26 protein-coding genes and 1 pseudogene are annotated in these 24442 nt (G+C 48.7%); 8 read left to right on the top strand and 19 right to left on the bottom strand.

The window, feature by feature from the left end; genetic code table 11:
• Window positions 1-13: 13 nt before the first annotated feature.
• Together ACQ5DJ_RS25115 and ACQ5DJ_RS25110 are read left to right on the top strand one after the other, a co-directional pair.
• A complete protein-coding gene (locus ACQ5DJ_RS25115; protein WP_429844810.1) occupies window positions 14-1000 on the top strand; it encodes an ABC transporter ATP-binding protein in 987 nt (328 codons plus the stop codon).
• Complete coding sequence (locus tag ACQ5DJ_RS25110) at window positions 997-1812, top strand: ABC transporter permease (RefSeq protein ID WP_429844809.1); 816 nt, start codon at window positions 997-999, stop codon at window positions 1810-1812. The genes ACQ5DJ_RS25115 and ACQ5DJ_RS25110 overlap by 4 nt, the downstream gene beginning before the upstream one ends.
• Window positions 1813-1880: 68 nt before the next feature.
• Here the strand turns inward: ACQ5DJ_RS25110 and ACQ5DJ_RS25105 are convergent.
• The 9 genes and pseudogenes from ACQ5DJ_RS25105 to ACQ5DJ_RS25065 form a co-directional block, all read right to left on the bottom strand.
• Window positions 1881-2556, bottom strand: a pseudogene (locus ACQ5DJ_RS25105) (M24 family metallopeptidase).
• Between the two features lie 360 nt (window positions 2557-2916).
• Window positions 2917-3675: an HAD-IIB family hydrolase gene (locus ACQ5DJ_RS25100; protein WP_429844808.1), complete on the bottom strand. Its 759-nt coding sequence runs from the start codon at window positions 3673-3675 to the stop codon at window positions 2917-2919.
• Window positions 3676-3779: 104 nt separating this feature from the next.
• A complete protein-coding gene (locus ACQ5DJ_RS25095) occupies window positions 3780-5165 on the bottom strand; it encodes a PLP-dependent aminotransferase family protein (RefSeq protein ID WP_429844807.1) in 1386 nt (461 codons plus the stop codon).
• 75 nt (window positions 5166-5240) lie between these two features.
• A complete protein-coding gene (locus ACQ5DJ_RS25090; RefSeq protein ID WP_429844806.1) occupies window positions 5241-6620 on the bottom strand; it encodes an MFS transporter in 1380 nt (459 codons plus the stop codon).
• A 74-nt stretch (window positions 6621-6694) separates the two neighbouring features.
• Complete coding sequence (locus tag ACQ5DJ_RS25085) at window positions 6695-7285, bottom strand: TetR/AcrR family transcriptional regulator (protein ID WP_429844805.1); 591 nt, start codon at window positions 7283-7285, stop codon at window positions 6695-6697.
• 147 nt (window positions 7286-7432) lie between these two features.
• The gene (locus ACQ5DJ_RS25080) at window positions 7433-8461 is read right to left on the bottom strand and encodes an NADH:flavin oxidoreductase/NADH oxidase (RefSeq protein WP_429844804.1); all 1029 of its coding nucleotides are present in this window, start codon (window positions 8459-8461) and stop codon (window positions 7433-7435) included.
• Between the two features lie 563 nt (window positions 8462-9024).
• Window positions 9025-10128, bottom strand: a complete 1104-nt coding sequence (locus tag ACQ5DJ_RS25075; protein WP_429844830.1) for a citrate/2-methylcitrate synthase — start codon at window positions 10126-10128, stop codon at window positions 9025-9027.
• 99 nt (window positions 10129-10227) lie between these two features.
• Window positions 10228-11316: a DUF418 domain-containing protein gene (locus tag ACQ5DJ_RS25070; protein WP_429844803.1), complete on the bottom strand. Its 1089-nt coding sequence runs from the start codon at window positions 11314-11316 to the stop codon at window positions 10228-10230.
• Between the two features lie 97 nt (window positions 11317-11413).
• On the bottom strand, window positions 11414-12328 hold the full coding sequence (locus ACQ5DJ_RS25065) for a LysR family transcriptional regulator (RefSeq protein WP_106778043.1): 915 nt from the start codon (window positions 12326-12328) through the stop codon (window positions 11414-11416).
• A 216-nt stretch (window positions 12329-12544) separates the two neighbouring features.
• Between ACQ5DJ_RS25065 and ACQ5DJ_RS25060 the strand changes: the two genes are divergently transcribed.
• A complete protein-coding gene (locus ACQ5DJ_RS25060; protein ID WP_429844802.1) occupies window positions 12545-14191 on the top strand; it encodes a hypothetical protein in 1647 nt (548 codons plus the stop codon).
• Window positions 14192-14336: 145 nt separating this feature from the next.
• Here ACQ5DJ_RS25060 and ACQ5DJ_RS25055 read toward each other — a convergent pair whose 3' ends face one another.
• From ACQ5DJ_RS25055 to ACQ5DJ_RS25045, 3 genes are all read right to left on the bottom strand, one after another.
• Window positions 14337-14771, bottom strand: a complete 435-nt coding sequence (locus ACQ5DJ_RS25055) for a metal-dependent hydrolase (RefSeq protein WP_429844801.1) — start codon at window positions 14769-14771, stop codon at window positions 14337-14339.
• 89 nt (window positions 14772-14860) lie between these two features.
• Complete coding sequence (locus ACQ5DJ_RS25050; protein ID WP_429844800.1) at window positions 14861-15223, bottom strand: cupin; 363 nt, start codon at window positions 15221-15223, stop codon at window positions 14861-14863.
• A gap of 78 nt (window positions 15224-15301) precedes the next feature.
• Window positions 15302-17158 (bottom strand): ABC transporter substrate-binding protein, encoded by a 1857-nt coding sequence (locus ACQ5DJ_RS25045; protein ID WP_429844799.1) that lies wholly within the window; start codon window positions 17156-17158, stop codon window positions 15302-15304.
• 72 nt (window positions 17159-17230) lie between these two features.
• On the opposite strand from ACQ5DJ_RS25045, the gene ACQ5DJ_RS25040 reads away from it, so the two are divergent.
• Complete coding sequence (locus ACQ5DJ_RS25040) at window positions 17231-18469, top strand: MFS transporter (RefSeq protein ID WP_429844798.1); 1239 nt, start codon at window positions 17231-17233, stop codon at window positions 18467-18469.
• A gap of 62 nt (window positions 18470-18531) precedes the next feature.
• Here the strand turns inward: ACQ5DJ_RS25040 and ACQ5DJ_RS25035 are convergent, their stop codons facing one another.
• The 6 genes from ACQ5DJ_RS25035 to ACQ5DJ_RS25010 form a co-directional block, all read right to left on the bottom strand.
• Window positions 18532-18783 carry a hypothetical protein gene (locus tag ACQ5DJ_RS25035; RefSeq protein WP_429844797.1) on the bottom strand — a complete coding sequence of 84 codons (252 nt, stop codon included), beginning with the start codon at window positions 18781-18783 and terminating at the stop codon, window positions 18532-18534.
• Between the two features lie 33 nt (window positions 18784-18816).
• Window positions 18817-18984 carry a hypothetical protein gene (locus ACQ5DJ_RS25030; protein WP_429844796.1) on the bottom strand — a complete coding sequence of 56 codons (168 nt, stop codon included), beginning with the start codon at window positions 18982-18984 and terminating at the stop codon, window positions 18817-18819.
• Window positions 18985-19000: 16 nt separating this feature from the next.
• Window positions 19001-19582, bottom strand: a complete 582-nt coding sequence (gene clpP, locus ACQ5DJ_RS25025) for an ATP-dependent Clp endopeptidase proteolytic subunit ClpP (RefSeq protein WP_144618041.1) — start codon at window positions 19580-19582, stop codon at window positions 19001-19003.
• A gap of 36 nt (window positions 19583-19618) precedes the next feature.
• Window positions 19619-19876, bottom strand: coding sequence for a hypothetical protein (locus tag ACQ5DJ_RS25020; protein ID WP_429844795.1), 258 nt, complete (start codon window positions 19874-19876; stop codon window positions 19619-19621).
• Entirely contained in the window at window positions 19873-20466 is a 594-nt protein-coding gene (locus ACQ5DJ_RS25015; RefSeq protein WP_007726169.1) for a winged helix-turn-helix domain-containing protein, read from the bottom strand. Before ACQ5DJ_RS25015 ends, ACQ5DJ_RS25020 begins: the two co-directional genes overlap by 4 nt.
• 150 nt (window positions 20467-20616) lie before the next feature.
• Window positions 20617-21375, bottom strand: a complete 759-nt coding sequence (locus ACQ5DJ_RS25010; RefSeq protein ID WP_429844794.1) for an MBL fold metallo-hydrolase — start codon at window positions 21373-21375, stop codon at window positions 20617-20619.
• Window positions 21376-21493: 118 nt separating this feature from the next.
• Between ACQ5DJ_RS25010 and ACQ5DJ_RS25005 the strand changes: the two genes are divergently transcribed.
• From ACQ5DJ_RS25005 to ACQ5DJ_RS24995, 3 genes are all read left to right on the top strand, one after another.
• Window positions 21494-21907, top strand: a complete 414-nt coding sequence (locus ACQ5DJ_RS25005; protein WP_429844793.1) for an Lrp/AsnC family transcriptional regulator — start codon at window positions 21494-21496, stop codon at window positions 21905-21907.
• A gap of 98 nt (window positions 21908-22005) precedes the next feature.
• Window positions 22006-22296, top strand: a complete 291-nt coding sequence (locus ACQ5DJ_RS25000) for a hypothetical protein (RefSeq protein WP_429844792.1) — start codon at window positions 22006-22008, stop codon at window positions 22294-22296.
• 26 nt (window positions 22297-22322) lie between these two features.
• Complete coding sequence (locus tag ACQ5DJ_RS24995) at window positions 22323-22457, top strand: hypothetical protein (RefSeq protein WP_017247216.1); 135 nt, start codon at window positions 22323-22325, stop codon at window positions 22455-22457.
• Between the two features lie 49 nt (window positions 22458-22506).
• Here ACQ5DJ_RS24995 and ACQ5DJ_RS24990 read toward each other — a convergent pair whose 3' ends face one another.
• Window positions 22507-22851: a cupin domain-containing protein gene (locus tag ACQ5DJ_RS24990; RefSeq protein WP_429844791.1), complete on the bottom strand. Its 345-nt coding sequence runs from the start codon at window positions 22849-22851 to the stop codon at window positions 22507-22509.
• Between the two features lie 230 nt (window positions 22852-23081).
• Here ACQ5DJ_RS24990 and ACQ5DJ_RS24985 point away from each other — a divergent pair, with 230 nt between their 5' ends.
• Complete coding sequence (locus ACQ5DJ_RS24985) at window positions 23082-24245, top strand: cation:proton antiporter (protein ID WP_429844790.1); 1164 nt, start codon at window positions 23082-23084, stop codon at window positions 24243-24245.
• Window positions 24246-24442: the final 197 nt, after the last annotated feature.

Raw genomic sequence — 24442 nt, 5'->3', positions numbered from 1 at the left:
GAGGACAACGATCATGCTGATTGCAGAGAATGTACGGAAGGTATACCGGGTGAAGGAGAAAAAAGACTGGTTTCGCCAGCAATGGACAGAGGTCGAGGCAGTCGCTGATCTGTCCTTTCGCATGGTACCCGGCAAAATCATAGGATTGTTAGGCATTAATGGCGCTGGAAAAACAACAACGATCAAGATGTGCTCCACGCTGCTCACCCCAACCAGTGGCACAATCACGGTAGATGGGTACGACGCGGTAAAGGACGATCGGTTCGTCAAAGCCAAGGTCAACATGATCGCAGGGGGAGAGCGCATGCTGTACTTGCGGCTGACAGGGCGTGAAAACCTGCAATATTTCGGCAGTCTGTACGGTTTGCAAGGGCAGGCCTTGCGCAATCGGATCGATTCATTGCTCTTGCAGGTTGGTCTGTATGAGGCGGCCAACACCCCTGTCGAGCGTTATTCCAAGGGCATGAAACAGCGACTACAAATCGCCCGGGGCCTGATCAATGATCCGCACTACCTGTTCCTTGACGAACCCACTCTCGGCTTGGACGCCCCCATTGCCCGGCAGCTTCGCAAGCATGTGAGTGAGCTCGCTTCTCAACATGGAAAAGCCATTCTGCTGACCAGTCACTACATTCATGAAGTAGAAGAGCTTTGCGACGAGGTATACATCATCGATAAAGGAAGGCTCGTGGCGCATGATACACCGGAGCACCTGACCAAATCGCTCCACCTAGATACAGCCTTACAGGTAGTGATCCCCTCTCTCTCCGACTCGCTCGATTACGATCTGCGCCAGCTGGCTCTGGATTATGGTGGCTCACGGGAAATCGCGGAAACAGACGAGCAGACCTGGGAAGTGACGTTACGAGGCAAAACGGATATGACGACGCCATTACTTTCCCTCTTGGCTGCCCACCAATCTCCTGTCTTGCGTCTCTCCACCCAACAGCCATCACTGGAGGACGTCATCCTGCACATGGCAGATCGGAGGGGGGCATGAAACAGCTAGGCAGCCTGCTTTTGGCCGAAATCATCAAGGAGCATCGCCATTCATTTCACAGCAAAATGATCTACTTCTCGCTCTTGGTCTGGCCTGTCATCAATTTTGTAACCGCGTATTATTCGTTTGCCCCGTTTCGGATGGGAGCTGATTCCCCTCTAGCCCGGTTCATCAGCTACGAGCAGTTGCCGTTGTTCCTGTTGACTGGCTATTTAGGCTACATCTTTTATTGGTGCCTGGTACAGTCATCATGGCAAATGAGCTTCGAACGGCAAGCGGGAACCATGGAAATGATCTTCATCAGCCCGGTCAACCGACTCGCTTTTCTGTATGGGCGTTCGCTTTCCTCGCTGATTGAAGGAGTCTGGCTGTTCTTTTGCTTTGCCCTGTTAGCCTTGTTTTTTGTCGATGGCATTCAGCTGAGCGGCTGGTGGGCGCCTCCACTCGCCTTCCTCATTTTGCTGGTATCGGCCATCGTCTGGGGCGGCTTTCTTTGTGTGCTCTTTCTGTTTTCACGTGATTCGGGCTTTCTGTACACCGTTCTGGATGAACCGATGCTGATCTTTTCCGGTGTCCGTCTACCCCCGATGGCCTTTCCAGTTTGGGCCAAGGTCATTTCCTTTTGCTTTCCCCTGACCTACGCGCTTCAGTTGATTCGCGAGCTGCTGATGGAAGGAGCGTCGTTGCAAACCATGCTGCCGAGTATGGGACTTCTCGCCGCCGTCTTGCTGGTGCTCGTGACAGCGACCGTCGTGTTGCTGAAGCAAGCGGAGAAGCATATGAAAAAGACCGGGAACATGGTGATGTATTAGTTGAACAAAAAGTAGGTAAATAAAGAACGCCCTTTCCTGATTGGAAAAGGCGTTTTCTTATTTCTCTGTTACTCCACCGTAAGCAGCTTCTCCACAAATCCCCCAATTTCTCGTTCCCGATCAATAAAATGAACCTCCAGGATCCAATCGCGCGGGTGTCCGTTATGATCCGGCTCTCTCATTGGCTTGTGATTGTCAGGGTGAATATAGTTGACGATATCATCCCCCTGAATTTTTTCATGCGGGAATTCGTATGAGATGCCCTACGTGCGGACCACCGTACTCCCAGCCGTATGCTTTGGCGAGCTCGCACATGTAGGCAAACAGCTCGCTGCTCGTAATATCCGGCTTGGACAAAAAGTAAGCCTTGCCCTCGTCCCACGTTTTTTCAATATCGTCGCGCAGCTTTTGTTTTCCCGGATCATTTCCGAGCACATACGTCCGCCCGAGATCGGCTTCCAAGTCCTCAAAAATTGGCCCGAAATCGAGAAAGACTATATCTACGGGAGCGACAGTCAAGTTCGGTGGATTTTCTCGGTACGGAAACAGCGTGTTTCTTCCCGCTCGCACAATTCGCTTATGCCAATATTTTTTGATCCCGAACAATTGAAAGGACAGCTCGTAAATCTCCTTGTTGATATCTTTTTCCGTCACGCCGCTGCGAATAATGCCCTTCTCTTCGATTGTGGCAAATAAAAACTCCGCTTTGGTCTCTGCTTCGCGAAGAACAAGCGATTTATCCATTTTTTTGTAATTGGAGATGCATGTCTATTCAATCCAAATTTTTTGAGCATACCCTATCGCATATCATCTAAAGGAGTGATCATCCTTGAGAAGGAATAAATCCCGCAACAAAGGATACAAGAAAGTAAATGGTCGTTTGGTGCAATATTCTACTCCTCGTAATCCTGATCGTAATCCTGATCGTGATCCTTATTCTAGACACAATCCTCCCAGAGAAAGAAGCATGAGATGCAGAGCCTGTTGCTGGGAAGATCCTGATCGACTGCAAAGTGTATGCGGTTGGTGTTGTGCTGAGATGATCCAATAATAGTTGATAGAAACAAGCGTCCGGATCTCCACATTCGGACGTTTGTTCATCATTCAGTTGTTCGCTCCCAACTCTCGCAATTTTGCGATAATGGATGGCTCCACTTGATCATTCATGGCGATTTTTTCCTTCGCTAATGCAAGCAGTAGTTCATACTCGCCAATCAATACGGAATGATGCGCTTTTTCAAACAGCGGCAAATCATTCATGTCATTGCCAAAGCAGATAAACGGCTCCCCTGCCACATCGAACCGATTCAGGGCCGCCCATTTATTCACTCCCCGATAAGTGAGGTCGAGAATGCCTTCTGCCGAATGGTAATGCAGCGTAACGTCGAGCTCCTTGATTCTCGCCATCAATTCTTCATAACGGTCACACAATAAAATCAGGATTTTCAGCATTGCATTCAGTTGATCCACATCCACGCGGCTAGCTGTCCGATTGGGATCAATATAGCTCAAAAAAGGATGGGTCAACACACAATTATGTGCGTAATTCCACGAGTCATCGATGAAATACTGCGCGCGATACTCATCGAGAATACTGATGATTTCATGTGCCAAACGATCCGGGATCGGCACGCAGCCCTGCAAGCTCCCTTGGTGATGCGTCATTGCCCCATTCGCGCCAATAAGGAGATGGTTGGCAAACCGCTCATCGAGGACAGGCAGCATGTCGCGACACGGTCTTGCGGAGGCGAAACCTACGGTATGTCCCGCTTGTTCGAGTGCTAGCAGGCTATCCAAAATGTTTGTTGAGATCGGTTGACCCTTGAAGCAGATCGTCCCGTCCAGATCAAAAATGAACTTCATTGTTTCCCACCCTTTCTAATCGCTGTCCTGTCCATCGTAATGGATGGCCGTCTGAGGCCAAAGGGACAGATCGTTCAAGATGAGTGGGACAGAAAGCTGATCTGTTATTCGAACCAGTCGCTAGCCAACAAGCGGATGCCCTCCTGAATATCGTCGGGGGTCAATGCTCCGTACCCTAGCAATACCGTCGGATGCTCCCTTGTATCATGCAGCCAGTATCGAGCAGTTCCGTAGACTTTTACGCCTTTTTGATAGGCACGCTCCATGAGTTCCGCTTCCGAACGCTGACTTTTTACGGTCAAAAATACATGTAGCCCTGTATCTTTCCCTTCTATTTCCACACGTCCGTCCATGTAACGAGCGACTGCCTGAAGAAACACCTCACGCTTTTCCATGTAGTTTTTTCGCATGTGCTGCAAGTGTCTATGCCAATAGCCATCGGACAAATACGCCGCTAGCGTCAACTGGTCCAAACGAGAGACAGGCTGATCGTATTCAGGCACGCGCTGGTGAAAACGCGATAACAGCTCGTAAGGAAGGACGACGTAGCTGACGTTTACGAGTGGCAACAATGCTTTGGAGAGCCGCCCAATGTAAACAACCTTTTGGGGAGACAGACTCTGGATCGAAGGGATGTAGCTCTCTTGATATTTGAACTCCCATTCGTAGTCATCCTCTACCAGATAGGAATGTGACAAGGACTGCGCCCACTGGGTCAATTGGTTTCTTTTCTCCAAAGGCATCGTCATTTTGTTGATGAATTGCTGGGAAGGACTCACGTACATGATGCTTGCCCCGCTTCTCTTCAGCTCTTCTATGGATACACCGTCTGCCTCCAAGGAAATGCCATGTACACGGTAGCCACCGTTGAGAAACGTATTTCTCGCACCATCATAGCCCGGATTTTCTACGCCAATCACATGCTTCTCTCTGTCCAGAAGCTGGACGACAATCGACACCAACTGTTGTGGGGTGGCTCCAATAATGATCTGCTCCGGCGTAGCGAGGACTCCTCTCGTTTCATGCAGCAATTTCGAGAGTTCCTTTCGCAAGACGTACTCGCCTTGAGCCAGCCCCTCCACCATATACGTGCGCTGATGGTAGGAAATGAGCTTGTTGCACAGCTTATTCCACGGATGAAAAGGGAATGCCCCGAGCTCGATGTTGCCATAGCGAAAGTCATAGCGAATCGGCGGTATACGAGAGTCTTCTCGTTCCGCTGCGTACTGCCCGGAAGGAGGTCCTGCTTTGTACGTCACCTGATACCCTTTTTTCGGAATGCTGCTGATGTACCCTTCCGATACTAGTAGCTGATAGGCAACTTCTACCGTGTTTTTGCTGACAGCAAGCGATTGCGCACAGCTTCTGATCGAGGGGAGAAACTCTTCATACGTGATTTGGTTACGCAATATTTCGTCTTTGATAAAGTGATAGATTTGGATAAACAGTGGTTCTCCCTCTGTAAAACGAATGGCAGAAAGCTCTCGCAACGAACAGGAACCCCCTTCCTTTTTTGTTTTAGTCTACCACATATTAAATGAAGCCTGAATGAACAGAACAAAAGGTCAGCGATCCGCCAGAAGGCTCTGTCTCTTGGCCCTACCGAACTGAAAGTAGTAGAAGACCATAAGACACACGTGCATCAGTGCCATCATCAAATAAATATTGCTGTAAATGAAGCCGCTCGTATAAGGATTCACCGGGTTCCAATTGGTAGTCCCGCCAAGATCGATAACCTTGCTGTATACCGCAGACGCGATCCCCATGGAAATGAAGCTCAGCATCGAAAAAATTCCCATGCCTACTCCCGCCTGCTCCTTCGTCAACGTCCTCGAGATCGAGTTCGCCATCGAGATTTGCATAAAAGACTGCCCCACATTACCTAGGATCAAAAAAAGCGCAATGCCGATAACCGAGGTGCTTGTAAAAGTAGATAACAAGCCAAAGCAGCTAATCAGTAAGCTAGACGCAACGACATACAGAAAAGCATTCCCCCTTCTGTCTGCGAGCTTTCCTCCTACGCGACCAAGCAATGCCGAAGCGATAGCCGCGGGAACCATCACAAAGCCGATCCAGCTCGTCGATAGCTGCTGCACCTGAGCCAAGAGCAGCGGACTGAGATAATAAAGCGATATCCCCATTCCATTTATGAGAAATGCCATCAGAATCCCGATTGTATACTGCTTGTTGGCAAAAACCTTCGGCTGGACAAATGGATCAGCCATCGAACGAATTCGTACGACGAACAAGAGCAAAGTAACCAAACTGCCCAATGCAGACCACCAAGATCCATTCGTTACTCCCAAAAGCAATGATGTCACGCTGATCGCAAGTAAGGAGCCGCCCACCCAATCAAACTTCCCACCAGACGCTGTCTCCTCATCCTCCAAATATTTGCGGTAGAACGGCAGTGTAAGCAAGATCAGGAGCGGTATGGAAAACAGCCAGCGCCAATGGGCAAAGCTGACGATTAACGCCGCAACCACAGGACCGAGCGCACCGCCAAGAGCCAATCCTACTGCCGTTCTTCCTAAAACAGAACCCCTACGCTCCGGCGGGAAGTATCGCAAAGGAATGAGCATTGCAGTAGCCGGAATGACAGCCGCCCCTACTGCCTGCAAACATCTTCCGAAAAGGGCCATCGCAAAGGAGTCAGAGACCAAACCGAAAAACGAACCAGCCGTAAACACCCAGAGTCCAAACGTCAACAAATTCTTGAGCTTGTATCGATCCGCCAGCTTGCCATACGTCACGGTCCCGATCGCGTATAACAATCCATATGCGGTCGATAGCCAGCTCACCTGAGCTATACTCAATCCAAACTCCTTGCTAATTTCGGGGAGTGCAATGTTAAACACCAAAGCACTCATGGAGGAAATGACTAAGGTAAACATCAAGATCCGGATTAATATGTCCCTGTGTTGCTGCGTTTTTGTCGCTTCCACGCTGCATCTTCTCCTTCACTTTGTTATTCGCAATTTGACTGTCAGCACTGACTGACATTTGGGTGGTAAAAAAACTAGGGAGTCAAACCCCTAGCGAAAACCTCTACACTCTCTTCGATAAATGCCTCCAGAGATACCCCAGAAAAATTGCTAGTGCTATCCAGATCGTTCAAAAACGCCCCGAAATTCATGACCATGAAGGCAGTCGCCTGTGCCTCCGGATTCGTTTGGATCATCTTGCCCTTTTTGCCCATCTCTTTGAAGTAATCTGTAAACAATACCATCAACTGTCTCGGATGCTTTTGGGTCCGCTCGCGGAATCCGGGCAAATGAGCATCATCCTTAATGCTAATCAATATCATTTTCCGATTACGGTTCATCATTTCGTGATATGTTCGGCTGATTAATAGCAGATCCTCGCGCAAATCCCACACAATCTTCTCCGCGAAAAGCTTTGTCAGTCCTTCCGTGTAATGAAAACGGTCAAAGGCGCTTTCGAGCAAATTCCGCTTGCTGCCGAAGTGCCGAAACAACGTCTTCTCGCTCAATCCTGCCGCAGTGGCAATTTCTTGCGTCGTTACGCCGTTGTAGCCTCTTTCCGCGATGAGTTCGATTGCGGCTATCATCAGTTTTTCGCTGCTTGAAACACTTTTGCTGCTGCTCATTGCAATCCTCATTCCCAGAATTGATTGTCAGTACTGACTGACATTTATAGTAAACGGACTGTTAAAAAGTGTCAAGGACTCATGGTAAAAAAGGGCTCTCCTCTGACTCATACAGTCGAAAGGAGAACCCCTCGCTCTTTTACTCGATTAAAATGCTCTTGAATATTGCTTCGGTGGCTGCAACTCATCCGCCGACAGTTCATGAATCGCATGCAGTGCCCAATAAGGATCACGCAGCATGCCACGACCGACTGCTACCAAATCCGTATCGCCATTGCCAAGCGATGCTTCCGCCACTTTTGGATCATCGAGATTGCCGACTGCAATGACTGGGACATCCAGTGCATGCTTAATTGCGCGTGCCAATGGTACTTGATAGCCAGGATGAACACCTGGACGGCCTGCTGAACCAATCGGTCCTTCCCCACCGCTGGATAGATGGAAAATGTCCACACCGGCTTCCTTGTAACGGCGGCACAACTCCGTGCTGTAATCCAGCCCATATCCACCATCCACGTACTCTACGGCAGAGACGCGCATGATCAGCGGCATGTCAGCTGGCATGACTTCTTTGATTGCCTGAATAATTTCCACACCAAACAGGGCTTTATCCTGCCCGTACTCATCGGCTCGCTGATTTGTCAAAGGAGAGTGGAACTGGTGAATCAAGTATCCGTGCGCACCGTGGATTTCAATGGTATCAAACCCGGCTTCCACCGCACGCCTCGCTGAGTCCTGGAACTTGACGACCATTTGCTTGACTTCTTCTGTCGTCAACGCCCGTGGCGTTTTGTAGCGTGCCCCTGGGAAAGCAATCGCAGACGCCGATACAGGCACTTCTGCGTCTTCCGCTTTGCGGCCCGCATGAGCAATCTGTATGCCAATTTTGGCCCCATACTTCTGAACCTCGGAGACAATTCGTGCATACGCCGGAATCTGTTCGTCAGACCACAAGCCCAAATCGCCGTTGGAAATTCTACCATCAGGCTCGACATCAGTCATTTCCACGATAATCAGACCTGTTCCGCCTACTGCACGGGAAACGTAATGAACAAAATGCCAGTCCGTTGGTGTTCCATCGTGTGCATCCACAGAGTATTGGCACATCGGTGGCATGACGATCCGATTTTTCAAGCTAAGTCCTTTAAACTGAAACGGGGTAGACAACAACGCCATTTGCTCCACTCCTTACTTTTTTTTATTATCATGCCAAAAGTAAGCATCTTCTGCAATCCCAAGTTGCACTTTGTGAAGACGATAAAGGGCTTGTCCGGCTGTTGTGGTGGGGAGGAAACAGGAGAAAACGCTCAGCTTCTTGTCCCACCCGCTGAGGGATTGACTGCCCGACTCCATGCAAAAAGCGAAACCGCGTCCAAAGTTGTTCTTTCAGGATGTTTTTCAGAGGTGGACGCTTAAGAGCGTGTTTCGCTTTTTGCATTCCGTCTTGGTCGGTGTACCAAAGATCTTCGCTTATTTCTCCTGTTTCCTCTACGAACTTTCCGTGTTATTACGATTTTAAAAGCCTTAAAAAAAGATTGAAGAATGTACTCAGTCACGATAGAGAAGAATATTTCCAGACGTAGCGACTTGTGGAGTCCTACCGAGCGGACAGTCTCAGCCCCCAGCAGAACGGAGCCTGGAGCCTAGACTGGAAATATTCTTCTCCCCACCGCAGCCACATTTATAAACACGAAAAAAGCTACCCGCATAACGGATAGCTTTCATGATAAACGTCTCGATTATTCTGGCATCGTGCCAATGTAATTGGATTGCGGGCGAATAATGCGATTTTTGCCTGCCTGCTCCAGAATGTGCGCACTCCAACCGACCACACGGCTCACGGCAAATGTCGGTGTAAACAAATTGTCGTCCAAGCCCACCGCGCGCATCACAGCTGCGGCAAAAAATTCTACGTTTGTATTCAGCTTACGACCTGGTTTGTACTCTTCCAGCAGCTGCAAGCCTACTTTTTCTACGTGTGTCGCCAGATCGAACCACGGATCGTTGGACGACAGTTCAGATGCAACGACGCGCAGAGCAGTTGCACGCGGATCAATCGTTTTATAGACGCGGTGTCCGAAGCCCATCAAACGCCCGCCGCTCTCCAGCTTGTTGCGCAGCCACGGCTCTGCATTTTCCTTCGTACCGATAGCCTCGATCATCTCCGTCACTTCAGATGGCGCTCCGCCGTGCAAAGGACCTTTCAAAGTGCCGATTGCTGCCGTAACGGAAGAAATCAGATCGGATTCGGTCGAGCTGACCACACGACCGGAGAATGTGGATGCATTCATGCCATGCTCCTGCGTCAAAATCAGATACGCATCCAGTGCACGTACATGTGCCGCTTTCGGCTTTTCGCCCTTGAGCATATACAGATAGTTCGCTGTATGATCCAGCTCCGGATTCGGTGCCAACGGCTCGCGGCCCTCCAGACAAGCGAAGCGATACGCAACGATTGTCGGCATCTTGGCAGCCAGCGAAATCACCTCATCGATGGTTGGCGGGAAGCCGTGCGAGGAACTGCCCAGTGCCGAAACACCTGTACGCAGTACACTCATCATATCTACATCTGCCGGGATCAGCTTCAGGATTCCCTTTACGTGCTCCGGCAGCTCACGGTTTGCTTTGAACTTATCTTTTAACTCATTCAACTCCTGCTCGCTAGGCAAATGTCCGAACCAGAGCAGATGTGCCACTTCCTCAAATGTGTGGTGGATAGCCAAATCACGCGCCCAATGACCGCGGTACACCAGCAGTCCATTAATCCCATCCACCAAACTAAGGTCTGTTTCTGCTACGGCGATACCATCCAAGCCGATAGCCAAAGGATGTTGTTTTGTCATCATCACCACTCCATTTTCATCTCTTTTCTCTTCAGTATAATCGATTCATAATCGTGAAGGGAAATAGAAGAAAATCGGGGTTTTGATCACGTTCTACAATTAGTTAGCAGTAACTGGAACTGACTTCTTTTTACGTCCGTACGTCAGGAAGCGCCACAGCTTTTCCATCGGCCCCTGGTTAAAACGCTTCAGCCACAGCCAGCTTACAAGTAATTGAAACGCATAGATCGGCAGCGCGAGCAAAAGCCAAGAAGAGAGCGGCATGGCCGTAATACCGAACAAAGCAATCAGAATGGTCATGATGACGGTCTGACCCAAATAAGTCGTTAACCCCATTTGTCCCGTGTAGGCAAATGGCTGAAGAACTTTCCGTGCTGGCTCACGATCCAGCAACAGAAACAAGCTAGCTATCAAACACAGCGCCATAGGCAGCGTACTCAGATCAACCAATATTTTATTCACCTGTTCAAGCTTTGGACCAAAGCCGACACCACTAGCCCAAACAATCCCTGCTGCGATCGGAAGACTGATGACAAGAGTAGTAGTAGCGATTCGTTTCAGCAAAGGCTTATGCTCGCGAATTTGAGCAATCAAGCCGCGTTTTCCCGCATACAAACCAAACAGGAACATCACGAAAATCGGTATCATTGTCGTCTGGAATGATGCTACTAACGAATAAACTTCTTGACCATTGAGCGTCTGTACGAGCGCCACGCTTTGAGTGAGCATGTACACTCCGCCTAGACTAGCTGCCCAAGCCAGAATCGTAGAAGACTTTCTTCTATAAAAAGGCATCAGGAAAAAGCCGAGCAATGCGTACACCGTCAAAATATCGCCAAACCATAAAATGATGTGAACCACACCAATGGCAAACATCGCGAGCAATCGTCTGCTGAAGAGGCGAAATACTTTTTGTCCACGCTGTTCAGCCCGTGACATGAAAATGTAAAAACCTAAGCCAAACAGAAACGAAAAGATCCCGAAAAATTTCGTTTGAATGAATAAATCATAGCTTAAGCGAATCCATGCATCGATCCCTGCCTCTATTGGCATAGGAACGTCTTCCGAATACATGATGAAGCCTGGCAAGTTCACCAGCAAAATCCCGAACAATGCCAATCCCCTTACAATATCAATAGAATAAATCCGATCTTTCTGTGCGATTGGTTCAGCCTGCATATTCGTCATTCCCTCCTGCTGTCTTTAAGCAGGGTTCAGTGTAGCATACATATGCTCATCAAAACTATCGATTCACCTTACCTCTATCTTACAGGCTTGTTATCTTTTATGTCCGTCCACCCGACTGAACAAGCGGCATCGGTGGATACAAGGAATGCAAGATTTCCATAAAATGCTGTGCTGGCTCGCTAATCCCTGCTTTGGGTACGAGCAAATAAGAAGCGACCTTCGGTAAAACAAGGCCAGGTGTGGGCAGTTCAATAAAACGGTTTTCAAACAAATCCCGATCGACAGCCGTCCGAGGCAAAAAGGAAACGCCCAATCCATCCTCAATGAATCGCTTCGTAATGTCTACCTGCGAAACAGCCATGGTACGCAGAGAAAGCCCCCTCTGACGCAAAAGCAACAGCAACTCATCCCAGTAGCCCGGGTGATTGTGGGTCAACAGACGGTTCGATTGAACCTCTTGCTCCCAATCAGGCAAGGGAGCCTCCATATCTCCGCCACTGTGAGGGACTGCAAAAACGATAGGATCTTCGTACAAAAGATAAGTAGACAACTGGAATTCTCCCGGCACCATCCGGGTTAAGCCCAGATCAGCCTGTCCATTTTGAACCAGCGGGCCAATTTCCACGGAGTCGACAATTTTAATTGAGATATCTACATCGGGATAGAGCTTGGTATAACGGTGCAGCAAGTGGGAAAAACGAGCACGGGCAATAATCGGTGAAACAGCCAGTTGCAGCTTTTCCCGATAGCCCTGTCTCCAAGCCTGCAAATCCTCCATACTGTTATGCCACTGTTGAAGGAGTCCTTTTGCATGTGGCAAGTAGCGTTTGCCCGCAGCCGTTAACCGAACGCGTTTGCCAACCCGTTCAAACAGCTTGATCCCCAATTCCTTTTCCAATTGTCGTATATGCTGGCTGACAGTAGGCTGCGCAATGAACAACGCTTCTGCTGTCTGGTGAAAATTTTCTGTCGTGGCCGCCACCATAAACGTTTGCAGCACGCGAAAATCCACGTGATCTCCCCCCTGCTGTCGCTTTTTCTTTTGTTCAATATGCATACAAAAGAAGGAAGAATGCAACCATTTGGGTCTTTCTTCCTCTTTTTTGAAGAATTTTACTGGAAATCGTTCCCCTTCATCCTCCTTATGGTACAATACAAAATCGAGTGCGCAAAATCATTACGCACACCGTACTCACCAAAGAGAGAGAGCACAAAGGGGAGAGAAAAGATGGAAACTGCAACAAACGTGAACCCACCGCGCAAAAGCAAGAAAAAAGTATGGCTGATCGCGGGGGCAGCAGCTGTCGTTGTCCTGGGTGGATTAGGAACCGCCTATGCCAAGTTCGATTTGTTTAAGAGCGCAAAAACGATTTACCTGCAAGCGGAAGCGGAGAGCATGATGAAGTTTTCAAGCGACGTATCCAAAGCTTACGGGGAATACCAAGACTACATGAAGCCATACCTGGAAAAACCAGTTCACTCCACCACTGAGTTGAGTGAAATTGCCCTAGATGCAACGATCCCAGACCCGCAAGCACAAAAAATTCTCGACATGCTGGGCAAAGCGAAGCTCGTGATGCAAAGCAACATCGATGAACAGAAGAATCAGCAATCAGGGAACCTGGAAGTTCACCTACAAGATAAAAAACTGGCTACTCTTGAGTACTTCATGAATGATTCCGTGATGGGCTTCAAGCTGCCAGAGTTTTACTCGAAATACGCTTATATGGACTTGAAAGATCGCGAGGCCCTTAAGGAAAAGATGGGCGAGGAACTGCCGAAGCGCTTTGTAAGCTATAGCGATTTGCATGAAGCGATCAATTTTAACCAAGATGAACTCAAAACAGTAATGACTCCGTATGCCATGCTGTATGCTGACAGTATCAAAGACAGCCAGGTAAGCATCAAGAAAGACGTTCCTTTCTCTGAAGAAGGACTCAAGGAAGATGCGCGTGAGATCACGATTACTTTTAACAACGCAGAAGGAGCGGCTCTGACAAAGAAAATTGCAGAGAAGGCAAAAGCTGACCAAAAGCTGTTTGACCTGATCTACAGCCGCTACCACAATGTAGCTACACTGATGCTCGACAGCGGCTACAAAGTAGAAGAAATCAGCAAAGAAGAATTCAAGAAAAATTACGAGCAAGCCTTCGATGACATCATCAAGGATACAGAAGATACAGACACCAAATCAACTGATCAATTGAAAATGGTCGTGCTCGTGAATAGCGATCATCAAATCTTGTCCCGTAAGCTCTTGGTCGATGAAAAAGAGCAAAAAGATCAACTGGTCTACAGCAGTGTTTCTTATAATAAAGGCGCAGAAACGTACTACCGTTACTCCCTGCACAACCTGTCTGATCAGAAAAGTGGCGAAATGTCCTTTACCTACAGAGCGACAGAAGAAAAAGACAAGACCAAGGGCAAGTTCAGCATCCTGGCGAAAGAGACCGACCAGCCAGCTCTGGACCTCGCAACTACTTTCGAGACAACCAAGCAAGACAAGACAAAAACCGGAAAGTATGACTTTGCACTCGTAATGGCAGACGAATATTCCTCCAACCCTGTTGCTCTGACCGGTAATGTTACCGTGAACGAGACGAAGACGGACAATGGTGTAGATTCTGACGGCACGGTAAAAGTGAACTTCTCGAACCCTACTCCAGATATGCCAAAAGGCTTTAGCTTCAAGCTGAAGTCCAAAGCAGAATTCGGCAAAGCACTGGAAATTCCAGCTATGACTGCTGACAACTCCATCAACTTCGCTACTGTGACTGACCAACAAATGATGGAAGCACAACAAGAAGTCATGCAAAACGCAGATAAATTCATGACTGAAAACGCTGAACTCGTGCAACAGTTCATGATGCCTTAGTTGTTTCGTGATAAGAAGAATCTGCTTATAATAGTTACTAGCAAACTGGCATCGGTCCTAAACCGGTGTCAGTTTTTTTGTTCTAATGGAAAAGGAAAAGGACCTCCTGAAGGGACGTCCTTTTCCTTTTCCTTTTCCATTTTTCTTACTGATAACCTTTGATCACGATATACACAATCGCTACATAAAATACGATTCGATCCACAGTCCGATACATCGACTTGGACACCCGAATGCCGAGCCAGCCCACGCGCAACGGCCACAATAACTGAATGCGCCCCACCAGCATATCGCTGATCAGATGGGACAATATCCCCCACAGAGCTGCCATTGCAGCCGGAGAATCACCGAATAGTAGAAATGGAAGGAACAATATTACCCATGAGTGTGTCACTGTACGATGACCGAATCCTTTTTGCAGCATTTTGGATATAGGTCCCATCAAGTTTCCGAGCTTGCTATTTGCTTGATCGATATCAGGTACGAGTGCCATCGTCGCGCCAATGACGCTGCCCTTCCATGAAGGATAGGCGCAGTAGCCTGCGATGGCACCAAGTGCCATATGTGTTTTCCAATTCATTCGCCTTTCACACCGTCTTTCTAGGATAGTCTAATGTGCTTATGTACGGTTGGTGGAATGGCAAACCAATACCATCATACATACGGATGCTACGTCTCCAACAAGGACATAAAGCTCTCCGGATCGAGTCCATCGCCTTCGATCACGATTGCCGTCATTCCGGTTTCACTGCCTGATTCGTGCCCTTCTCCTATGATCCAGAACGCCGCCTGTCCACTCTGGATCGGGATACGCTCTGTACCTTCACCGCGTACCCAGCCTTCTCCACTCACGACAAGGAAGAGTTGAGGACAAGGTGCCGGATGATAGCCAACAATCCCGCCTGCCTCCAAATGGATACACCCGATCGAAACTGAATCAGGTGTGCGCATGACACGAGAAATCGTCGCATGGACGGAATTATAGCGATCAATCGTTTTGCCTACTTCCTGATCAAATCGGAATCGTTTCATACTTTCCCCTCCGCCTTTTGACATGTAAGCCTTATCATAGCGTAACTTGAGGCGCTCTGACAGACTCATCTTCCACGATTACTGCCGAAACCATATATTTTTGTAGTCGACAAGACCAAGCGCATTCAACGAAACACCGGCCAGAGCCGAATGGTAAGCAGAATGCTGACGCGTATGGTATAAAAACAGCATCGCGCACTGCTCACGCAGCAGTCTCTCGACCTCCTGCAAGTGATGACGCTGCTCTGGTAATTCCCTCTCCAGCATCAAGGCATCCAGCTCATCGTCGATTCGCTCGCGCAAGGCAGGGCTCCACATCTGTCGCGAAAAGCTGATATCTGACTTGAAGAACTCCACCATCCCCAACACCCACTGTTCATCAAAAACCTCACCCGCAACCACCAAATCTGCCTGCTGGATGGTTTCGGACTTCTTCAATTCCTCAATCGGCAGGACAGTCACTTCGACGCGAATGCCACCATCCGCCAAATGCTGTTGTAACCATTCCGCATTATTTTCATTGCCTGCTCCTTCATACGTAAACAACTGTATCGGACGATGATCGGGCCAGCCTTTGAAATCCCCATCCCAGACCGTTATTTCACCAAGTACGTCCTTGATTTCCGGTAAAAACCCGTAAGCAGGCGCATACCGATTGCCACGCAGTTCCGTGATCATTTTCTCGCGCACGATGAGACGATCCAGTGCTTGCCGGAATGCGATATCTTGCTGCGGTCCTGGGCGATTTAGGTTAAAAGCGAGATACGTGCAGCCTTTCTCCAGGCTCTGTAACTCCTGCCATTGCTCCATCGGCCCGAGCTTATTCCAAAAGCTTTGGAAGTGCACCTCTCCTCGTTTTGAAAAGTAATCCTCGTTTCGCACATCCTGATTGTTTTCGGGAACAATCCAAATCTCTACCCGATCCAAATGAGCCCTTCCGAGAAAATACGTGGGGACAGCCTCCAAAATGAACATTTGCGAGTCATTCGTTACCAGCGAAAACGGTCCACTACCAACCGGTAATCGGCTAAATACTTGTCCCTTTTCCTGAATGACATCTCCCGGAACGATCGAAAGTCGATCCGATGCCAGTATGGATAGCAGCAATTGATTGGGACGTCTGAGCGCGATTTTTACCATCGTTTCTTTTTTAGCAGTGACTTTCTCTACATCTTCCAGCATCCAGCGATAGGGAGAACCTGTCTTCGGATCAGCAATACGCTCAAGCGTCCAGACGACATCATGCGCTGTTAGTTCACGGCCGTGGTGAAAAAATACCCCTTTGCGCAAATAAAAGGTCCATTCTGTTCCACTCTCATTTACCTCCCAATGATGGGCGAGATGCGGGACGAATGCATCCATTTTTTCGTCATAACGAATGAGGGTATCAAATAGTTGCTTCACCATATGTGACTCTGTGCGCCTGTTGACAAAGGCAGGGTCGAGAGCGGGAATCGGCCTATAAAAGGACATGCGAAGCGTATCCAGTTTCCGTTCGCGGATTTCCTCTTGAATAAAGCCAAACTGCCCGGAGAGCCAGTCAAAAAAGTGCTCCCGCCCCTTGGCAGTGATGGCAAAATCATTGAGGAGCTGCATGGCGCCTTCCAAATCGCCATCTTGGATACGCTCTTGGGCGATGGGCAAAACAATCTGCTCGATCCCGTATAATAAGACGATCCGCGAGACATTGCCTCGTCCTCTTCCCGGGCTCCATTCAATCCACTTCTGCTCCTCCATTTGCTTGATGACTTTTTTCGTATTTCGAATCGTGCAACAAAAAATCTGAGCCAGCTCGGCAAGCGAAACCTCCTGCTGTTCACCCTTTGTGACAGAGGCAAAATGCTGGCGCAAGCGCAAGTAGTAGTAGGCACTTTGCATCGAGATGATCACTCTTTCTATGTAAACAGTCGCTGTCGAATCCAAAAAGGGGTCCATATACAACAAACACTCTACCCTTTTTCTTCCCCTTTTTCTAGCTACAATGAGATCGAAGAAGGAGGTTTTTTCATGCCAGTACCAAACCACACCCCCGCCACGAAGCCTGAGTCACACGAGAACATGTCGATCTGGCGGAATCGGCCCTTTCTCGTCCTCTTTTTCACGTCCACCTTTATCGCGTGTGGAGCCAAAGTGTACGAACTAGCCTTGCCACTGATTTTGTATGATATGACCCAATCTCCAGTTACTATGACGACCATGAAAAGTATTGAGTTTTTGCCTAATCTACTACTGGCCATGTTCATCGGTGTCTGGGTAGATCGCTTCTCCAAAAAACGCTGGTCGCAATGGATGGTTTTTGGCCAGATGGTCTTGTTGTTTTTGCTATATGGAGTGACCGAATCCGGACATGCACAGGTCATTCATTATTATGTGGCTGGCTTTTTCCTAATGGCGTTTAACTATGGCTTTCACAACGCACGCGTCAGCATGATCAAGCAAGTAGTCCCTACCCCGCTGCTAACCTCAGCCAATGCTCGCTTTTCTTTTATAAGCACGTTTATTGAAATTATGGGGCCAGCGATTACCGGTTTTATCCTGCTTCTGTCGACCCTGCACACTGGGCTACTTATTACGGGTACAGCCTATTTACTGGCTTTTATCGCCATATCGTTTTTAGATCGTACAGATGCACCTGCTCCCTCTCAGGGCGGCTTTTGGCAGGAGTTGCGAAATGGTTGGAAGGAGCTTTTGGGCAATCGACCATTATGGCAGATTACGGTCCTCGTGATTTTTCTCAATGCAACCTCGGGCATGTATGACGCCATGATCATTTTCTTTGCCAAGGATCACCTGAAGCTGGACAATTCCACATTAGGGCTGGTGCTTTCCGTCGCTGGACTTGGCGGTCTTCTCGGTAGCTCTGTCGTTGCCTATCTACGGAGGCGCTTTCCCATCGGCCGCATCATGGGCATGACCATCCTACTCCTCGGTTGCTCCTATTTGCTCATGGCTTTCGCGCAAAGTACGTGGCTGCTCTGTCTGTCTCTGTTTCTCACGGGTCTGATTAGCACGATTGAAAACGTCTGTATTTGGACCTTCCGTCAAGAGACTACCCCTGCCCACATGATCGGAAGGATTAGCGGGATCACCGGCTCTATTTTCAAGCTCGGGATTGTCTTTTCCATCTATGGTTCGGGTTGGATGACCTTATCGCTGGGGCCTTGGACCGTCTTTTTGGTAGCGGCAGTGGGGAATCTCGTGGTTTTTCTGGTGTATCGAAGGTTGGCTTTGTGGAAATTGGCGTAAACGAAAAAACACCCCTCAGAATCTTTCTCTCGATTCTAAGGGGTGCATCTTGTGGCGAAGCTTTATACCTTGAAATGGCCTATCAGTTTTTCCAAATCATCCGAGAGAGAAACAGCCGATTGCGCTACAGTGGCAATCATCTTCATCGATTGTCCGACCTTGCCTGTACTTTCCGTAAGGGTATGTGCAGCAGTCGATACTTCTTGAATTTCATTCGTCACGCCTACAACAGCATCGCGAATTTGAGAGAACGCTTCTCCTGCTCTTGCGACGCCCCCCATCCCAACTGACACTTCTTGAGAACCTTTTTCCATCGTGAGGACTGCTTCGTTCGAGTCTCCCGATATTCACCCAGGGGCACGATCTCCCGTAATAGAGACGACACCTGGTGGAAGAGAGGCTGCGCCGAGGGTCAGCCCCCTATTATATACAGCAACCTCATGACCTGCTTCTGCCAAGCGCTTCACTGCATGTGGACGGATAAAACGCGTTCCCCCCAAAAATAGGATCTTCACCCCGGCACCCCCAGCTCTACAATTTTTCGATCACTTTATCAATCAAGCCGTATTCGAGCGCCTCTGCGGCGGTAAGGAAATAGTCGCGGTCTGCATCTTTTTCGATTTGCTCGACTGTCTTTCCCGTACGCTCCGAGATGATCGTATACAACATGTTGCGATGTCGCATGATACGGTCTGCTGCGATCTTGATATCGCTCGCCTGTCCTTGACTGCCTCCCCACGGCTGGTGGAGCATGACTTCTGCATTAGGCAGCGCATACCGTTTGCCCGGCGCTCCTGCTACGAGAAGCATCGCGCCCATAGACGCTGCCATCCCCGTACAGATCGTGGACACCTCAGGTGCTACGAATTTCATGGTATCGATAATCGCCATCCCTGCTGTGACAGAGCCTCCTGGCGAATTGATATAAAGATGAATGTCTTTTTTCGGGTCTTCTGCTGCCAGGAACAGCAGCTGAGCTACGACTGCATTGGCTACCTGATCATCGATGGCACTGCCGAGAAATATGATGCGATCCTTTAACAACCGGGAGTAAATGTCATAGGACCTCTCTCCATAACTCGTTTGCTCGACTACTACTGGAATGAGATTCATGAAAAAACCCTCCTTCGCTTGTTTACGCTTGATTTTTTACGCGGCCATACGCATGCTGGTTGCTTGTGGCACTGCCACTGATTTTTTGTTAAATCCAGATGAAACCTGCGTCACCACTGCGGGATTACTCGCCGGACCTACTGACCATGTCTGAACAGCTGCTTCTCTTTCGACCGCAACCCCATTTCCGCTTCGGGCTGGCATGACAATGACCTGATCAACTTGTGGCTGAATACGATTTTCCCAAACGACTACGGGTTTGGACCTGTTAGACTCTGTCACTTGTGCCTTCATGCCTCGTCTCCTCCTTGTTTTGGATAAACCGCGAGAACGACCTGATACGTCTCTTGTCCCTTTTCTTTTGGCTGATATTTCGCCACAAGCTGATTCACCAGTTGGACGTACTCCTCTACAAAAGCACTGCGCTGTTCCGCACTGGCAAGCTGAATACTCGCGTTCAGCGAGGCACTCGGAACCTCCACCTCTTGATCGGAACGCTCCAGCAAGAGCATGGCATCCCGCTTGATTCGTTCTGCTGTCTGGACCAGATGAGACAGCGATCCTTGATCCTTCATTTGCTGAACGGTATCGTTGCCCCAGTTCAGTCCTTCCGAGAGCACATACGTCCGCGCAATCGCCAAATAAAGCACCTCGACGAGATTGCGCACCTGTCGACTCCCTACCCGCCTGACCAATCCGACCTTTTCCAAGGCCTTCAAGTGATAATTGACACGCTGCGGGATTTCATTGATACCACGTGCGACTTCCGCCGCTGAAGCAGGCTCTGCCAAACGGCTTAATATCTCGGCACGGAGCGGGTTCAATAAGGCCATCGCCTGTTCAGGCTTCTCGACTACATATGTTTCCAGTTGTTCGTGCGCCACAACAACACCTCATGACATTAATCATTTACGTAAAAATAGTTTATTACGTTCATTTTTGTTTGTCAAATGATGGATAAGCCTTTTTTTCGACAACGCCAAAAGCCCCGCTATGACTGCGGAGCTTTTGTTGTTCATCTATATTCGGTTCGCTCATTGAAAAGAGATGGTTTCGCCATCCTGCGGAACATGTACACGACCGGACAGCTGTTTTTCCCGCAAACATTCATTCAATTCGTGACGGCTGAGCAAGCAATGGTTCCACGTCTCCATGTGGGCAACGAGAATACGGCTGTCGGGCGCGGCATCTGCGACATGGACGATATCCTCCTTCGTCATCGTAATCGGGTCTCCCGTCAAAAAACGGGCCGCACCTGCGAAAACGACGATCACATCAGGACGATACGCTGCAACAGCCTGCTCCACTTCCTCACACCAAATCGTATCCCCCGCCACATACAGCGTCGGATCACCAGCTCGCTCCAGAACGAAGCCAGATACTGGCCCCATCTGCTGTCCAATTTCCCCTGTTCCGTGTTGACCACCTGTCCGATGCAGGTGAACTCCTTGCCATGTATACTCCTCTTCGATGGCAATGACTTGTTCGAAGCCATGCTGCACCAGCTTATCCAGATCCGGTGGCTGGCAAAATACAGGCAAATGCTTCGGGAGAAGGCGAATCGCCGCTTCATCGATATGATCAAAATGGGTATGCGTCACCAAGAGGGCATCCACACCAGCGAGTACCTCCTCCACGGATAGGGGCAATTCCACTCCTGGATTCGGGCGCTGATTCGGCGTATTTGGTACTGCTGGCATTTCTCCCTTGGAACTAAACATCGGATCGATCAAAAATGTCAGCCCTGCATATTCCACACGCAAGGTAGCATGTCGTATAAGTTGAATCTGCATGTCATTTCTTCCTTTCCTCGTTATCGTTATAATGGATGTACGTTTATTGTATAAGGCGGTGAACGGTTGCCGCGAAACGATTGCTGGCTACCGACTTTCGCCGTGAAAGGAGATACGCATGCTAGATCAAACCGATCTCTCCATCCTTGCCTTGCTACGCAAAAACAGCCGATTGCAGTGGAAGGACATCGGCGAACAGGTCCATCTAAGCGGTCAAGCCGTCGGAAACCGCATTAGACGAATGGAGGAGCAAGGCATTATTCAAGGCTATACAACGCTCATTGATGAAACCAAAATCGCCCCAGTCCTCACTGCTCTGGTCACCATGTTCATGACCACTACCGATCATTCTCTCTTCACTCGTTTTATCAAAAGTCGCAGCGAGATCGTCGAAGCGCATCGCATTAGCGGAGAAGGCTGCTATACCATGATGGTACATGTGTCAGATCAAGAGGCCCTCAATCATTTTTTAGATGCCCTGCTTCCTTTTGGGAACTACCGTGTCAACCTATCGATTAATAAATTGAAATAGTTGGCATTTTAGCAATGTATCCGCTCTCATGAATTTTCGGGGTTGCTCGATATTGTGAACAAGAGTAGAATGATGAATACGAAAGGAGGAGAATCGCCATGGAAGATATGCTATTGCTGCTGTTTTCGCTGGAAGATTTCTTCGCCTTGGTCGCGCTTTTTGTAGGATGCTTCACTTCTGTTTTTTGTCTCAGACAGTGTTACCTGCAAAACCGGATTCTACATCAGAACGTCACGGATACGTACCGACCTTCCATTAACAAGTTGTTGGTTGAGACTTATCCAATGGCGGCAAGGCAACCGCAGCGCCTTCGCTTATTCAGGCGCATACAGCACACAGACGGCGAAATGGATACATATGGTTCCTTCGTTTTGGATCGCGTAGCGTAACAAACATCCAAAAGGAGGTTGATCATATGATCGCCAAATATATCGGAGAAGTTTTGTTGTTTGTTGTAGGTCTGCCTATTTTCGCTTATCAAACATTCGAAGGAATGCACGCATTGGCAGATATCTTCGCACAAATGTCCGATTTCACCAATTTCAAATAAGCTTGACGCATATAAAAGCTGACCGCTTCTTTTGACGGTCAGGCTTTATTTAATCTGCCTGGATGCGGTCTCCTCTTGTTGTCGGCTGCGAGATCACAAGAAACTCCACATCCTCTGCTCCCTCGTTTTTCATCTGATGTTTGACTCCCGGAGGCACTTCTACCCCTTCCTGCCTGTTGATCACATGACGCACGCCATCCACTTCCAGCATAGCCTGTCCTGACAGTACGAAGAAAAACTGACGCGCCCGCTCGTGATAATGACGCACTTCTGTTGTATTTCCGGGCATCCGCTCATGAATGACGCTGAGCTCTTGGCCTTTGACCAGATGCCAACCATCACATTGATCGCCCCAATGATAATGCTCTGCATTCTCTTTGCTGATTTTCGCCATGCCTGCTCCTCCTCCGGTTTTTGCTCTATCTTCACACGCTGAGGAGCATTTGTCACCAAGTGTTTACTTTTTCTGCCCAGTATGTTAAAATGTTTGTGTATGATAAGTGAATATTTGATTCGTTACTGGAGGAGCCTGTCATCATAGGGTTCTTTTTGTCTTTTTTTAGCCGACAAAAAGAAAGCTGTGATCGCGGGCTCTTTTTTATTTCGTTAAAAGGGGGAAACCACATGCTTATTTTTCAGCTGGCTGTCATTTTGATCGCCTCCAAAATCGCTGGTGACATCAGTGTGCGGCTGGGTCAGCCATCTGTTTTGGGGAAACTGCTCATCGGTATCGTTTTAGGTCCTACCGTTCTCGGGCTGGTCACAGACACAGAAGTCCTCAAGGAAATTAGTCAAATCGGGGTAATCCTGCTCATGTTTATCGCGGGCTTGGAGACTGATATTGATGAGTTCAAACGCACCGCCAAGTCTTCAACCAGCGTAGGTGTCGCAGGGATTGTTATACCGCTTGCACTCGGTTATGGTGCCGGGATTGCGATTGGCCTCTCCAATATCGAAGCGATCTTTCTCGGCCTGTTGCTCTCTGCTACCAGCGTGAGTATTTCCGTACAAACGTTGAAGGAATTGGGCAAGCTAAAATCAAGAGAAGGCGCAACAATCATGGGAGCCGCTGTTATTGATGACGTTGTGGTCATCTTGGCACTTGCTTTCTTGATGAGCTTTGCTGGCGGCGACGTAAATCTCGGCATGGTGGTTTTGAAAAAGGTCGCATTTTTTGCCATCGTCATCGTTCTCTCTTGGAAGGTTGTCCCATGGATTTTGAAAAAATTCGCACCATTGCAGGTCACAGAATCAGTTATTTCCGCAGCGCTTATCATCTGTTTCCTGTTCGCATATTTTGCTGAATATACAGGGGTTGCTGCCATCATCGGTTCCTACATCGCCGGTGTTGCCATCAGCTTGACCAATTACAAGCAAGAAGTAACGCACAAGGTCGAGACTATCAGCTACGCGGTTTTCGTACCTGTGTTCTTCACCTCAATCGGGGTAACAGCACAGTTCACTGGCATCTTAGACAATCTCGGACTGATTGTACTCCTGAGCGTTATCGCCATCATTTCCAAGCTCATCGGTGGAGCTTTTGGTGCAAAAATCACGGGCTTCCCGTGGAAAAACTCGATGGCCATTGGTGCAGCGATGGTATCCCGTGGGGAAGTGGCACTCATTATCGCCGCAATCGGTCTGGAGAGCAATTTGCTCACACAAGACATGTTTGCCGTCCTGATTGTCGTCGTACTCTTGACGACCATCGTCACTCCACCAATGATGAAATGGTTCTTCTCGAAAATGGCACAGCCAGAAGAAATCGCATTGAAAAAGAACGCCTAACACAACCAAGACTGTCTCTCGCCTAGACGCGGGGGACAGTCTTTTTTACGTGTAAGAAAGTTTAAGTACTTCACATTGTATATGCTACTATGCTTAAATTTTCTGAAACGCATAAAAAGCTTCCTTACAGACGCGGTCGCTCGGGACTGACCCCATAACGTAAGACAAATCAAAACACCTTCAAGAGAATGCGACCA

The organism is Brevibacillus sp. FIR094 (assembly GCF_050477165.1).
Lineage (GTDB): Bacteria > Bacillota > Bacilli > Brevibacillales > Brevibacillaceae > Brevibacillus.
The sequence above is the reverse complement of the archived record's forward strand: the minus strand, read 5'-3'. Positions and strand labels throughout refer to the sequence as shown.

Coding starts and splice junctions, on each gene's coding strand:
- ACQ5DJ_RS25115 (WP_429844810.1), top strand. CDS start 14: ATGCTGATTGCAGAGAATGTACGGAAGGTATACCGGGTGAAGGAGAAA.
- ACQ5DJ_RS25110 (WP_429844809.1), top strand. CDS start 997: ATGAAACAGCTAGGCAGCCTGCTTTTGGCCGAAATCATCAAGGAGCAT.
- ACQ5DJ_RS25100 (WP_429844808.1), bottom strand. CDS start 3,675: ATGAAGTTCATTTTTGATCTGGACGGGACGATCTGCTTCAAGGGTCAA.
- ACQ5DJ_RS25085 (WP_429844805.1), bottom strand. CDS start 7,285: ATGAGCAGCAGCAAAAGTGTTTCAAGCAGCGAAAAACTGATGATAGCC.
- ACQ5DJ_RS25080 (WP_429844804.1), bottom strand. CDS start 8,461: ATGGCGTTGTTGTCTACCCCGTTTCAGTTTAAAGGACTTAGCTTGAAA.
- ACQ5DJ_RS25075 (WP_429844830.1), bottom strand. CDS start 10,128: ATGACAAAACAACATCCTTTGGCTATCGGCTTGGATGGTATCGCCGTA.
- ACQ5DJ_RS25070 (WP_429844803.1), bottom strand. CDS start 11,316: ATGACGAATATGCAGGCTGAACCAATCGCACAGAAAGATCGGATTTAT.
- ACQ5DJ_RS25060 (WP_429844802.1), top strand. CDS start 12,545: ATGGAAACTGCAACAAACGTGAACCCACCGCGCAAAAGCAAGAAAAAA.
- ACQ5DJ_RS25055 (WP_429844801.1), bottom strand. CDS start 14,771: ATGAATTGGAAAACACATATGGCACTTGGTGCCATCGCAGGCTACTGC.
- ACQ5DJ_RS25050 (WP_429844800.1), bottom strand. CDS start 15,223: ATGAAACGATTCCGATTTGATCAGGAAGTAGGCAAAACGATTGATCGC.
- ACQ5DJ_RS25045 (WP_429844799.1), bottom strand. CDS start 17,158: ATGGACCCCTTTTTGGATTCGACAGCGACTGTTTACATAGAAAGAGTG.
- ACQ5DJ_RS25040 (WP_429844798.1), top strand. CDS start 17,231: ATGCCAGTACCAAACCACACCCCCGCCACGAAGCCTGAGTCACACGAG.
- ACQ5DJ_RS25035 (WP_429844797.1), bottom strand. CDS start 18,783: ATGGAAAAAGGTTCTCAAGAAGTGTCAGTTGGGATGGGGGGCGTCGCA.
- clpP (WP_144618041.1), bottom strand. CDS start 19,582: ATGAATCTCATTCCAGTAGTAGTCGAGCAAACGAGTTATGGAGAGAGG.
- ACQ5DJ_RS25020 (WP_429844795.1), bottom strand. CDS start 19,876: ATGAAGGCACAAGTGACAGAGTCTAACAGGTCCAAACCCGTAGTCGTT.
- ACQ5DJ_RS25010 (WP_429844794.1), bottom strand. CDS start 21,375: ATGCAGATTCAACTTATACGACATGCTACCTTGCGTGTGGAATATGCA.
- ACQ5DJ_RS25005 (WP_429844793.1), top strand. CDS start 21,494: ATGCTAGATCAAACCGATCTCTCCATCCTTGCCTTGCTACGCAAAAAC.
- ACQ5DJ_RS25000 (WP_429844792.1), top strand. CDS start 22,006: ATGGAAGATATGCTATTGCTGCTGTTTTCGCTGGAAGATTTCTTCGCC.
- ACQ5DJ_RS24995 (WP_017247216.1), top strand. CDS start 22,323: ATGATCGCCAAATATATCGGAGAAGTTTTGTTGTTTGTTGTAGGTCTG.
- ACQ5DJ_RS24990 (WP_429844791.1), bottom strand. CDS start 22,851: ATGGCGAAAATCAGCAAAGAGAATGCAGAGCATTATCATTGGGGCGAT.
- ACQ5DJ_RS24985 (WP_429844790.1), top strand. CDS start 23,082: ATGCTTATTTTTCAGCTGGCTGTCATTTTGATCGCCTCCAAAATCGCT.